The sequence below is a fragment of the Lachnospira multipara LB2003 genome (assembly GCF_000702205.1).
Classification (GTDB): Bacteria; Bacillota; Clostridia; order Lachnospirales; family Lachnospiraceae; genus Lachnospira; species Lachnospira multipara_A.
Genome location: NZ_KL370871.1, coordinates 273,016 through 286,127, shown reverse-complemented (window position 1 = coordinate 286,127; position 13,112 = coordinate 273,016). Strand labels below are relative to the sequence as shown.

Here is a 13,112-nt window from a genome sequence, read left to right as displayed (position 1 = left end):
AATGAAGATTTACTACCACTTACCAGGTTTGTTTGAGTTTTATGATTTTTATAAGGAGTTTTTAAAAATCTGGTCAGAAAAAAGAGAATATTTTTACGACTGGTGTGACATAGGCTCAATCTATGGTGCTCCATCAGATGCTCTGTGGGGTGGTGGTAGAGTAGGCTTTGGAGATGCTAGATTTGGTGATGTATTAAAGCTAGTGGGAGAGTATGGCATAAGCGCAAGACTCACCTTTAGTAACTCTGAGCTTGAAGAAGATGACCTAGAGGACTATATGTGTAATAAGCTATGCGAAGCTTTTGAAAAAAATGGACAAAATGGCGTTATAGTTCACTCTGAATTACTTCTTAAATATTTAAGAAAAAAATATCCAGGGCTTTATCTTGTATCTTCTACAACTAAGGTATTAACAGACTTTAAGGATTTAGAAAAAGAGCTAGAAAGGGAAGAATTTAGATTTGTGGTTCCTGATTTTAGACTTAATAAGTCTTTCAAGGAATTGGCGGATCTCCCAAAGAATTTAAAGAGTAAAGTGGAGTTTTTATGCAATGAGTGTTGCGACTATGATTGCAAGGCTAGAAAAGAATGTTATAAAAATGTATCATTAAAGGCTCTTGGTAAGACTGAAAGGGATTTTCACTGCGCTTCTTTAAGGGGAAAAGAAGGTTATCGTTTCTCTGTAGCAATGAAAAATCCAGGATTTATAGGGATTGATGATATTGTAAATACATATGCTAAGATGGGTTTTTCTCACTTTAAAATTGAAGGACGAGGCCTTGGAAGCGCAATACTACTTGAGTTTATACTTTATTATATGGTAAAGCCTGAATATCAGCTTCTAATTAGAGAAGAAATGTATTTAGATAGCATGCTTGATTTGTTCTAAAGTAAGGATTTTTCTGGATCTAATAAAAGTTTATTTTTTTTAAGATGAAATCCTTGACAATGTTTGTTATACTGTTTGTTACAGCGCAAAATTAGAACCGCTATATAACAAATATTGATTGAAGGAAGAAGAAAAATATGGATTTTACTAACACAATTTGGTCATTACTTCCACCACTTATTGCCATTATTTTGGCCTTAATTACAAAGGAAGTATATTCATCACTTTTTATTGGTATCTTCGCAGGCGGATTATTATTTGCAGGTTTTAACCTTTCAGTTGCTATGAATCACATCTTTGTAGATGGTATGATTGGTCAACTTTCAGATAGCTGGAATGTTGGTATTTTAGTATTCTTAGTTATACTTGGTAGCATGGTTATGCTTATGAATAGAGCCGGTGGATCTGCTGCATTTGGTAAATGGGCAGTTAAACACGTTAAGACAAAGGCAGGTGCACAGATTGCCACAATTATTCTTGGTGTACTTATCTTTATTGATGATTATTTCAATTGTCTTACAGTAGGTTCAGTTATGAGACCTGTAACTGATAAGCATGGAATTTCAAGAGAAAAGCTTGCATATATTATTGATGCAACAGCAGCCCCAATATGTATTATTTCACCTATTTCATCTTGGGCAGCAGCTGTTACAGGCTTTGTTGATGGGGCTAATGGACTTTCTCTTTTTGTAAAGGCAATTCCATATAATTTTTATGCATTACTTACACTTGTAATGATGTTTACAATTACAACATTGAAATTTGATTATTGTTCAATGAATCTTGCTGAACTTAACCATATGGTTGAGAACAAGAACAAGAAGAAGAAGGATGCAGCCAGTCTTACAGGTGCAGAAGATCAGCCACATCCTCCAATTTCACAAAATGGTAAGGTAATTCACTTGGTACTTCCAATAGTTTCCCTTATTATTTGCTGTGTAATTGGTATGATTTATACAGGTGGATTTTTCTCAGGTGTAGATTTTGTAACTGCATTCTCAAATTCAGATGCATCAGTTGGTTTAGTTTATGGCTCAGTTGTAGCTCTTATTATTACAATTGTATTCTTTGTTGCAACTAAGGTTCTTAGCTTCAACGACTGTATGAATGCAATTCCTGAAGGTTTTAAGAGTATGGTACCAGCAATTCTTGTATTAACATTTGCATGGACTCTTAAGGCAATGACTGATTCTTTAGGTGCATCAGAATATGTAGGTGGCGTAGTTGCTCGTGTTGCAGCTAATGGCGCAGTTATGAGTTTAATTCCAGCACTTGTATTCCTAGTAGGTATCTTCCTTGCATTTGCAACAGGAACATCATGGGGTACATTCGGAATTTTAATTCCTATAGTTGTTAACCTCTTTGGTGGTGATGTAAACAACGAGCTTATGATTATTGCAATTTCAGCATGTATGGCAGGTGCTGTATGTGGAGATCACTGCTCACCTATTTCTGATACAACAATTATGGCATCAGCTGGTGCAGGTTGTGAACATATAAGACACGTAAGCACACAGCTTCCATACGTTATTACAGTTGCAACTGTTTCACTTGTCTCTTACGTAATCGCAGGCTTTGTAAGAAACTGGGCAATATGTCTTCTTATAGCTGTTGTTCTTATGATTCTTACACTTGTTGTTATTAAGAAAGTTACAGTAGGAAAAAGAAATGAAGCAAGCGAAAGTCTTGCAAGCTAGTGAGAATCGGGTTAGCTAGTAAGTATTGAGTTGGCTAGTTGGCATTGAAAAATAGAGAAAAAAGTGGCTGTCCGACCAGGACAGCTTTGAAGAACTGGCGGGAAGCACGGCAACTTGCTTAGTTTGGCGAGAATTGAAAAAATAGAGAAAGAAAGTGGCTGTCCGGCCAGGACAGCTTTGAAGAACTGGTGGGAAGCACGGCAACTTGCTTAGTTTGATGTGGGAATTGCCCAAATGAGCAGAAAAATGCTTGTTTGGGCAATTTTTTTGAAAAATGAAAGTTAAAGATAATTAAGTAAGCATCTTTTTGAAAGAGAAATTTCACATAAGGGTAATTTTTTTGCTTTATTTGCTTGTAAATTGCTAGCTTGATAATCCAAAAAGAAGAAAAAGCATCTAAAAAGATGAATTTTACTCTTTTTATTTCTAAAAAAATTGCCTTTCTGGGATAAAAGTGATAACCACGGGCAATTCATCCTCAAAGAACCATATTATTTAATATATTGTTTGTGACAAAATACAAGCTAGTCAAGCTTTTCAAGTCTTTACAAGCAAGAGTAGGCTGTGTAAAATGATTGTGGATAATATTTGACACAATTAAATTGCAAACGAATTAAAGATGGAAGAAAATGAGATTGAAAGGAAAATGAAAGGAAATAAAGATGAGAATTAGAAATGCAGTAAAATCAGATCTTGATCGTATTATGGATATCTATGCTTATGCTAGAGCTTTCATGGCAGAACATGGAAATCCAACACAGTGGGGAACTAGCAATTGGCCTCCAAGAAATCTTATAGAAGAAGATATACAAAGAGAGAAAAGCTATGTATGTGTTAATAACAATGACGAAGTAATAGGCGTCTTCTTCTATGACTACGGTAAGGATATTGATCCAACTTATGGCGATATTACAGATGGTAACTGGTTTGATGAAAGCCCATATGCAGTGGTTCACAGACTAGCAGCTGATGGCTCCCAAAAAGGCATAGGCACATTTTGCCTTAATTGGGCTTTTGAAAAGTCAGGCCATGTACGAATCGACACACATGGTGATAACAAGGTAATGCAGAATCTTCTTACAAAGCTTGGATTTAAGCACACAGGCACAGTCTATGTGGAAAGCGACGACATGCCAAGAATAGCCTTCGAGAAAACTAGATAAAGAAAGTAGCTGTCCGGCCAGGACAGCTGTAAGAACCAGGTGGGAAGCATGGCAACTTGCTTAGTTTGGTGAGAAGTGAAAAAAAGAAAGAAAAAGAAAGAAAGTAGCTGTCCGGCCAGGACAGCTTTGAAGAACAGGCGGGAAGTGCGGCAACTTGCTTAGTTTGATGTGGGAATTGCCCAAATGAGCAGAAAAATGCTTGTTTGGGCAATTTTTTTGAAAAATGAAAGTTAAAGATAATTAAGCAAGCATCTTTTTGAAAGAGAAATTTCACATAAGGGCAATTATTTTGCTTTATTTGCTGGTAAATCGTTAGCTTGATAATCCAAAAAGAAGAAAAAGTATCCAAAAAGATGAATCTTACTTTTTTTATTTCTAAAAAAATTGCCTTTCTGGGATAAAAGCAGTAACCACGGGCAATTCATCCCCAAAGGGCCATATTGTTAAATATATTGTTAGTGACAAAATAATTCTTATATGATATACTAACCACGGTTAAGCAACAATAATGCACAAGCACGGTTTAACCATCAATCAACTTTAGCGCGACTATGTCTAATTTTTACATTTATGTGAAAATTCCAATACGTGTAGATTTCAACACACGTAGAATTCCAATATGTGTAGATTTCAATACACCTAGAATTTCAATATATGTAGAATTCTAACACTTCTAATTACGCGCAGAATTCCTATTACAATTTTTTACACAGGAGAAGTAATGAAGAAATTAATATCAATACTAGAAGAGCGGATTATTGCCGATAAACAAGCGCTTAGTCTGGCAAAGAGAGACAATGACAAGTTTTGTGAAGGCTATTTGCGAGTTTCATTTTATAATCGGAGGCCGCGTTTTTATCAAGTTTTTCCAAATGATAAGAGTAGCGAGAGATATTTGAAGAAAAACGACATTAAAATAGCGAAAAATCTTGCACAAAAGAAATATCATGCTGATTTTATTAAGCATTGCGAAAATGAAATCAATTACCTTGAGAAGGTAAAGAAAAAAATCTCAACAATGAATCTAAATTTGCTTTATGACAATCTGTCAGATGTTCGAAAAAGCCTAGTAAATCCCTATATTTTGGATAAGGAACAAAGCGCCATGAAGTGGCAAAATAAGAAAATTCAAACAACAGATTTTTTGGAAGAGAATAAAGTTTATGAAACAAAGCGAGGAGAGTTGGTTCGTTCAAAGTCAGAGGCTATAATTGCTGATATTTTGTACGAATTGGACATTCCATATCATTATGAAAAGGCTTTATTCCTTAAAAATGGAGAGGTTAGATTTCCAGATTTCACGCTATATAACAAGGAAACAGGAACGGAAATATACTTTGAACATTTTGGACTTTTAGACGAGAGAGATTACTTAAAGGCAAGTTTAAAGAAGCTTGATGAGTATCAAAAGAACAATATTTTTTTAGGGAAAAATCTAATATTTACTTTTGAAACTGATCAACATCCCTTAAATTCTAAGGTGATAAAAAAGATGCTGAAGGAACTGTTTTTATTGAATTAATAGGATTATTTATGAATTGTGCGTGTCTTATTTATTCTATTTAGTTTAAAAGATAGATTCTAATATATTTGTAAAATAGGATGGCGAAGGTTGAATACTAAAGAAAAATGGCAAATTAATTCTAAAGATAAATGAAATATAAAGTACTAAATATATATCAATGTGGTTGTGAATCATCGAAACTTCTTTAGGGCAGTTGTAAAGCTGCATCTTAATTTATGTTGAGTTAAAGTTATGTATCTTCAAATAAATGTATTTTAATTCAATTTAGTTTAGTGCGATTAGAGCTAATCAAACTGCCAATAACCCCAGGTTATTATATTTTAACAAATTCATACATGATCTATGTGTGATTCTTTAAGCCATATGCATCTTGCATGTGGAGTCTGCAAATCCATGGACTACGACTAGCTTTATGAAAAATTCGTAGTACATGCGAGTCTTATTTTATGACTTTTTGAAATTATAAAGAACGGTATTTATTTTGATACTAGTGAGAGTATGCGCCTATTTATAGGCGCATATTTTTTGTGACTTGTGTGGGTGAAATCTTTATGAGTGGGGGGTCCGGGGTTTGCCTAAATAATGGAAAATTCCTTGTAAAAGGCAACTAAATAGCAAATTAAGAATTGTAAAAATTTTACCTGTAATCTTTTTTGAAGATTAATTGATGATTTGGATGAGAAAATCAGTCTTTTTGGGAGAGTATAATAATGAAAAGTATCTAAATCTCATAGAATCCTCCCAAAAAGATTAAAATTCTTCCGTGTGAAATGAAATTTGTTGCCCTTAGGAAGCTTTTTTATGGCGTATGGGTACTTCTCATAGAAACAAGCCTTTATGCGGACACGGGACAAATTAACCTCTACACTATATATTAATTAAGACCTATACATCCCGCCAAGATTGACAAAAATGCTATAATCATATAGTTAATAAGATTTTGGTGTGGTAATAAAGGAGATTTATATGAAAGTATTAATAATTAATGGAAGCCCAAGAATAGAGGGCAATACAACAATAGCATTAAATGAGATGGTGAAGATTTTTGATAAGGAAGGAATCGAAACTGAAATTGTACAAATCGGACAAAAAGATGTAAGAGGCTGTATAGCTTGTGGCGTCTGTTCAACTAAGGGAAAATGTGTATTTGATGATGTGGTTAATGAGCTCGCACCAAAGTTTGAAGAAGCAGATGGACTCGTTGTAGCATCTCCAGTATATTATGCTTCTGCAAATGCAACACTTATCGCCTGTCTTGATAGACTCTTCTATAGCACAAGTTTTGATAAGACAATGAAGGTTGGAGCAAGCGTGGTAGTTGCTAGAAGAGGCGGCTCATCAGCAACATTTGACGAGTTAAATAAGTATTTTACAATAAGCGGCATGCCGGTGGCATCAAGCCAGTACTGGAATAGCATTCACGGTAGATTAAAGGGAGAAGCCGAAAGCGACAAGGAAGGCTTACAGACAATGCGCGTACTTGCACGAAACATGTCATTCCTTATTAAGAGCATCGCCCTTGGCAAGGAAAAATACGGCTTGCCAGAAAAAGAAGAATGGCAGGCAACAAATTTTGTGAGATAAGAAAAATATGTGAGAAAAGACAAGTCATATTTGTACCGACCCCCAAAAGTTAGACCTAAAAATCTAACGATGGGAGGTCGGTATTTTTATGGCTTGTTTTTTAGTTTAATAACATCATCTTGAAATTCAATTATATCATTTTTACCAAAATGATATAATTGAATTGACGATGATGCAATTGAGATGCAATTGAATGAGACCATATAATTATGGTGAAATGATGTTAGAGAATTAAGAGAGGACGAGAAATGGCTGAATTTGATTTTGAAAAAAGTGGACTAAAAGTTAATCTTAAGGAAGAATATTATAACCATTTGGATATGGAAGCATTTTATCAAATGTTAAAGAATCCCTCTTATTGCTACAAATTCTACTGGTTAGAGGCTTGCGTGAAGTTGATCGCTGAAGATGTGGAAAGAACTACATTTTCAGAAATAATAGATGAGATGATAGCAAATGCATGGTATACGGTTCTAGAGTATCACATCCATCTAAGCGGCGTGGTTCTAGGCGAGGTTAGGGATGGCCTTGAGAGGGCTGTGCTTTTATTAAAGGAGCTTAGTGATTTGCCCACAAGCGCATCAAAGATTGAGATTAAAAATGCGATAAAGGCCAATGAAACTGCCATGAGGGCGGTTAAGATTCAGTTGACAAAGATGGTGCCTTATAGGGCTTTGGCGGGATTTTTTGATAGATACGAGAAAAATCCAAATTGGGAGAGCATTGGCAGGTTGACAGTTTATATTGAAGAGGTCAACAAACTTAGAGCTTTGCCTTATATAATAGGCAGGGAGACGGGGCTTAACAGGGAAGTTGCTTTCAATTCTTTTTGGATTAAAATGATACAAGACAACACCGTTGCTATTCTTAGTTGGATTCAGTATGAGAAGGTGAAGTGGCTACAAAACAACAATCCTGAGGTGCCAAGTTTGGTTTATAAGCTAGAGCCTATGGATGAAAATGTAAGAAAGCTCGCTCATGTGCATAAGCTTTGGGATGCTATTATAGATTTAAGTCCTGTGATGGATGTGTTCAAGGATACTGTGATTGATGATAAGGCTTATGATGTGGATCATTTTATTCCTTGGTCTTTTGTGATGAATGATGAGCTGTGGAATTTAATGCCTATGGATAGCTCGTTAAATTTGGCTAAAAGCAATAAGTTGCCAAAGTGGAATCCATTTTTTAAAAAATTTGCTAGGAATCAATATTTGATGTATCAGTTGGTAAATGATGGGAGTAAGCCAGAGATTAGAAGACTTTTTGAAGGCTGCTTTAGGGATAACTTGCATTCGATTTGGGCAAATCAGGAATTGTATCGCAAGGGAAATTCAAAAGATGAGTTTTATGGAATTTTAGAAAAAAATATGCAGCCTGTGTATGATTCTGCCAAAAGGCAGGGCTATCAGGTGTGGTTATAAGACTAGTTTTAAGTTGTATAAAAGCTAATAAGTTTATGTTATAATAAATTCATAAAAAACGGAACAAATAAATATAAGGGATAATTAATGTTTGTAAAGGAGTCTGTAATGTTTGATGACGATATTTTTTCCTTAATGTTTTTTATTGTGTTTGGTATTGTTGCTATTATCATTTATGTTGTAATAATGTTAGTTGAGGCGGCTAGAAGAAAAACTTTTATGATAAAGTATGATTTATCCAGTATAAGTAATACGATAAAAGTGAGAAAAGGAAAAAAGGAGAATAGAAATTATTTCGTTTTAAGAAAATCTTATTGGTACCATCACAAGAAAGATGGAACAAAAGATGAGCGATACACACGAAATAACAGATTAGTAAAGATGCGTAGTGAACTGTTTTTTGATAAAAATTATCTTTATAGTTATTATGCTGAAGATATATACGAATTAGTCCTAGAGTTAAGAACAAATTATAAAATTGAGTTGTGTGATCAAGAAAAACGTAAATTAAAATCTTTGAGAATAAAGAAAGAGAAAGAATGGAAATCAAAAAAGTTAGTTAAACTCGCAAATAAATACGAAAACATGAATGATGCTTTTACGGATTTATGTGGAGATCTTTTATTAAAGATGGGATATGAAATAAAAGAGAAAATAAAAGCTGATGAATGTGGTTTATATCTAGATAAAAATGGGAAAAAAACAATTGTGTTATGCAAGTGTATAGACACAGAATCTAATGTTGGTAAACCATTTGTAAAGAAGATAATTATACAAGATTATCAAGTCGATAATAAAATAATAATTACAACAGGTAATTTTACGGCCGGGGCAAAACAATTTGCAGAAGAAGAAAATATTGAATTAATAGATGGAGAAAAATTTATTGAATTGTTAAATAAATATGGAATAATAGTAAATAAACACGTAGTTGATAAATCCGAATGTTTTTTAACAGAGGATGATTTTTAGTAATTAGAGGGAATTAATAAGGGCAAAAATCAAATGATATTTCGATTTTTGCCCTTGTGTTATATAAAAATATTTTGAAAATTAAGAGGTAGAAAATATGAAAATATTACATTGTGCGGATTTGCATTTGGATTCTAGACTAGAAACCAATTTAAAAGCAGAAAAAGCAAAAAAGAGAAGAAATGAGATACTAAATAAATTTGCAGAGCTAGTAGAATATGCTAATGAAAATGAAATTATGCATATAATTATAGCTGGAGATTTATTTGATAGAGATAACGTATCTACTAAAGTACAAAATGTTGTTATAGGTAATATAACAAATTATCCTAATATTCAATTCTATTATCTTAGAGGGAACCATGATAGCAATAATTTCATAACTTCATTAGATGTAGTACCAGAAAATCTTCACATGTTTGAAGATGAATGGAAAACATATTATATAGTATCAGAAACAAGTAGAAATTTTAAAGTTGCAGTTACTGGGGTCGAATTAACTTATGATAATAACAACAAGATATATTCATCTTTACATTTAAATAGTGATGAATTTAATATTGTTGTTTTACATGGACAAGAAAATGAACATAAAAGCAAGGATAGAGCAGAAGTAATTAGTCGTAGTGATTTACGTAATAAAAATATTGATTACTTAGCCCTAGGTCATGTACATAAATATGAAAGAGGAGAATTGGACGCAAGAGGAATCTATTGTTATCCAGGATGTCTTGAAGGTCGCGGATTTGATGAATTAGGCGTACACGGATTTGTAGTGCTTGATATTAATGAGGACACAAAAGAATTAAGAGATGATTTTATTGCATTTTCAACAAGATGTTTATATGAAGTAGCAGTTGATATATCTGAATGTATGACAACAATTGAAGTATTAGAAAAGATTAATGCTGAATTATCACAGATTGAATGCACTAAGGAAGATATGATTAAGATCATACTAACTGGTGAAGTGGATGTGAATATTGAAAAGAGCATCTCATATATGACAACTAATCTAGAACAGCGATTTTTCTTCGTTAAGATATATGATGAAAGTACGCTTGCAGTAGATGTAAAAGATTACTCAGGAGACGTTTCATTAAAAGGCGAATTTGTAAGATTGGTAAGTGGTCTTGAGGATATAGATGAAGAGAAAAAAGCTGCCATAATCAGATGTGGAATAAAAGCCTTAGATGGGGAGGAGATTAATAAATGCATTTAATAAGATGTCATATAGAAAATTTTGGTAAATTATCGGATGTAACAATAGATTTTGATAAAAATATAAATTGTATAAATGAAGAGAATGGCTGGGGAAAAACTACATTAGCTAGTTTTATTAAGGTTATGTTTTACGGATTTGAAAATGAAACTAAACGTGACAATATAGCTAAAGAGAGGTTTATTTATAAACCATGGCAAGCAGGGGTTTATGGTGGACAATTAACATTTGAAGAAAATGGCAATACCTATACAATAGAGAGAAATTTTGGAGAGAAAAAAAGCGCTGATACATATAAGCTCATTAATGCAGATACTAAATTAGAGATAAAAAAATTAAAAGATAATATAGGTGAAGAATTATTTGGTATTGATTTAGAAGCATTTAAAAATACAGTCTTTGTTGGACAACAGGATTGTCAGTTAGAAGTAAAACCGGATATGTCGGCAAAATTAACTGATAAAGCAGAAGTAACAAGTGATTTATCTAATTTTGAAAAAATAATTCAAAAGATTAAGGATGAGTATAATTCGTTATCATATAATAAAAATTCTGTTTTACCTAAACTTAAAGATGAGATAAGTTTCTTAAAAGTAGAAATTTCTAAAAAAGAAAGAATTGAATCTGAACTAAATGAAGTTAATGAAAATATCAAAGCTACGAAGATTAATAAATTAGCAATAGAAGAGAAGATAAATGAAATAGGTGAGAAACAAAAGAAGATTCAAGAAGTTATTAATAATGCTGATAAAAAGAAAGAGTATGAAAGAAAACAGAAAGATATTAGTTTAGAAGAAAGTGAATTAGAAGAGCTAAAGAAAAGTATTCCAGATAAAAAGTTGGAGCTTTCAAAACTTAATGAGGAAATAAATAAGGCTAATGATTACAAATATAAGAATAAGTCATTAGAAGAAATGAAGTTAACTTCAATAGAAGCAGGAAACTTAGAAAAACTTAAGGCATTATTTGTTAATGGAGTACCATCAAATATAGAGCTTGAAGAAATCGAATCTGATATAAAAAAATACAATGAGGTAAGTGCATTAAAATATAATAGTGTATTATCAAGCGAAGAAAATATTAAATGGGAACAACTAAAGGCTAAGTATAAAGAACGACTACCAGAAACTTCTGAGGTTGAAGGATTGATGCGTAACTGGGAAGACGTTAAAAGCTTAAAAAGTAATGTATCTAACAAGAATGCTGAAGTTACTGCTTACAATAATACAAAGAGTAATAAAAAGAATTCTATATCCTATATGTTATGGGGCATAGCAGCAGTTGCAATTGTAGTTGCTATTATTTCTTTAGCTGTTATTAAATTACCAATTGTAGGCCTTGTATCAGGTGCTTTTGCTGTTGTAATGGCTGTGTTAGGATTTGTATTATCATCTAACAAAAATAATGATGCGTTAGAAACAAAGATTGCAAATTTAAATTTAGAAATAAATACTGCTAACGAAACAATTGAAAAGTTAGATGCTAAGGTGAGAGCATTTTTATCAGAGTTTAACTATGGTGAGTTTTATACAGATGACTCAATAACACATGCATTAGATGAAGTTAATAGAGAACTAATTCAGTACCAGTCTTTTAAGAATAGAAAAGGACAGGAAAACAGTATCGTTAATGATGATAATCTTGAATTAGGGAAAAATATTGTTAGAAAATTGAGTAATTATTATAATGATATTTCTGAGGATTTATTCGAGAAGACATTGTATTCTTTAAAATCAGATTGTACAGAATACAATCGATTAAATGATAAACAGTTAAGATATGAGAATAATAAGCAATCGTTAGATAATATAAAAAATGAATTGCTTTCTTTTAATGATGAATATAATTTAAATCTAGAGTTGAATCAGAATTATGTTGATGAACTTTATAGATTAGAAAAGAATATTATAAAATACAATGAAATTGAAAAGAGAGTAATTGAAAAAAGAGAAGAATTACATAGTTTCGAAGAAGTAAATGATATGGAGGCTTTAATGACAGTAGATGCAAATGCTGCAGAAAAGGTACAGGAATATGCAAATCAAAATAATGCTTTATATGAAAAAAGAGATGCACTTATAAATAGTCTACATGTATATCAAAAAACTAGTGATGAATTATCTGAAAAGCTTGATGAAATTGAAAAAAAAGAACTAGAACTAGAAAGTAAAACAGAACTATATAAAGAGAACATATTTAGAGATGAAATTTTAAGATCTACTGAAAAGTATTTGGAAGAAGCAAAACAAAACTATCTTAAGAAATACTCTAATCCAATTAAGGAAGCTTTTGATAGTTATTATTCAATATTAACTGATGATGATAGTAAGAAATATGAAATTGATGCTAAACTTGAGATTCAACTTATAGAACAGGGCACGTCTCATAATATTGCACATTTAAGTGCGGGTTATAGTGACATGGTTGGATTATGCAGACGACTTGCTATGATAGATGCAATGTATACTCAGGAAAAGCCATTTTTAATATTTGATGATCCTTTTGTAAATCTTGATGAAGATAAGATTCAAGGTGGTAAGAATTTCTTAAAGAAGATATCAGAAAAATATCAGATTATATATTTTACTTGTCATGATAGTAGAGTGATAGAGAAGTAATTATATAATTTACGAGGCTGT

General features: G+C 32.4%; 9 protein-coding genes. All 9 read left to right on the top strand.

Annotation, left to right across the window (positions count from 1 at the left end; translation table 11 throughout):
* Position 1 precedes the first annotated feature (1 nt).
* The 9 genes from T537_RS0110760 (at position 2) to T537_RS0110720 (ending at position 13,091) form a co-directional block, all read left to right on the top strand.
* Entirely contained in the window at positions 2-889 is an 888-nt protein-coding gene (locus tag T537_RS0110760; protein ID WP_031557881.1) for a hypothetical protein, read from the top strand.
* A gap of 137 nt (positions 890-1,026) precedes the next feature.
* Positions 1,027-2,586, top strand: coding sequence for a Na+/H+ antiporter NhaC family protein (locus T537_RS0110755; protein WP_031557878.1), 1,560 nt, complete (start codon positions 1,027-1,029; stop codon positions 2,584-2,586).
* A 662-nt stretch (positions 2,587-3,248) separates the two neighbouring features.
* Entirely contained in the window at positions 3,249-3,749 is a 501-nt protein-coding gene (locus T537_RS0110750) for a GNAT family N-acetyltransferase (RefSeq protein WP_031557876.1), read from the top strand.
* Positions 3,750-4,470: 721 nt separating this feature from the next.
* The gene (locus T537_RS0110745) at positions 4,471-5,271 is read left to right on the top strand and encodes a hypothetical protein (RefSeq protein ID WP_031557873.1); all 801 of its coding nucleotides are present in this window, start codon (positions 4,471-4,473) and stop codon (positions 5,269-5,271) included.
* Between the two features lie 969 nt (positions 5,272-6,240).
* Entirely contained in the window at positions 6,241-6,858 is a 618-nt protein-coding gene (locus tag T537_RS0110740; RefSeq protein ID WP_031557871.1) for a flavodoxin family protein, read from the top strand.
* Between the two features lie 248 nt (positions 6,859-7,106).
* Entirely contained in the window at positions 7,107-8,279 is a 1,173-nt protein-coding gene (locus tag T537_RS12980) for an HNH endonuclease domain-containing protein (RefSeq protein WP_031557869.1), read from the top strand.
* A 108-nt stretch (positions 8,280-8,387) separates the two neighbouring features.
* Positions 8,388-9,251 (top strand): restriction endonuclease, encoded by an 864-nt coding sequence (locus T537_RS0110730; RefSeq protein WP_031557867.1) that lies wholly within the window; start codon positions 8,388-8,390, stop codon positions 9,249-9,251.
* A gap of 97 nt (positions 9,252-9,348) precedes the next feature.
* The gene (locus T537_RS0110725) at positions 9,349-10,473 is read left to right on the top strand and encodes a metallophosphoesterase family protein (RefSeq protein ID WP_031557864.1); all 1,125 of its coding nucleotides are present in this window, start codon (positions 9,349-9,351) and stop codon (positions 10,471-10,473) included.
* Positions 10,464-13,091 carry an ATP-binding protein gene (locus T537_RS0110720; protein ID WP_031557862.1) on the top strand — a complete coding sequence of 876 codons (2,628 nt, stop codon included), beginning with the start codon at positions 10,464-10,466 and terminating at the stop codon, positions 13,089-13,091. The genes T537_RS0110725 and T537_RS0110720 overlap by 10 nt, the downstream gene beginning before the upstream one ends.
* The last annotated feature ends 21 nt before the right edge of the window (positions 13,092-13,112 follow it).

Excerpts from the sequence above, each read along its gene's own strand:
- T537_RS0110745 (WP_031557873.1), top strand. The coding sequence starts at position 4,471 with ATGAAGAAATTAATATCAATACTAGAAGAGCGGATTATTGCCGATAAA.
- T537_RS0110730 (WP_031557867.1), top strand. The coding sequence starts at position 8,388 with ATGTTTGATGACGATATTTTTTCCTTAATGTTTTTTATTGTGTTTGGT.
- T537_RS0110740 (WP_031557871.1), top strand. The coding sequence starts at position 6,241 with ATGAAAGTATTAATAATTAATGGAAGCCCAAGAATAGAGGGCAATACA.
- T537_RS12980 (WP_031557869.1), top strand. The coding sequence starts at position 7,107 with ATGGCTGAATTTGATTTTGAAAAAAGTGGACTAAAAGTTAATCTTAAG.
- T537_RS0110755 (WP_031557878.1), top strand. The coding sequence starts at position 1,027 with ATGGATTTTACTAACACAATTTGGTCATTACTTCCACCACTTATTGCC.
- T537_RS0110725 (WP_031557864.1), top strand. The coding sequence starts at position 9,349 with ATGAAAATATTACATTGTGCGGATTTGCATTTGGATTCTAGACTAGAA.
- T537_RS0110720 (WP_031557862.1), top strand. The coding sequence starts at position 10,464 with ATGCATTTAATAAGATGTCATATAGAAAATTTTGGTAAATTATCGGAT.
- T537_RS0110760 (WP_031557881.1), top strand. The coding sequence starts at position 2 with ATGAAGATTTACTACCACTTACCAGGTTTGTTTGAGTTTTATGATTTT.
- T537_RS0110750 (WP_031557876.1), top strand. The coding sequence starts at position 3,249 with ATGAGAATTAGAAATGCAGTAAAATCAGATCTTGATCGTATTATGGAT.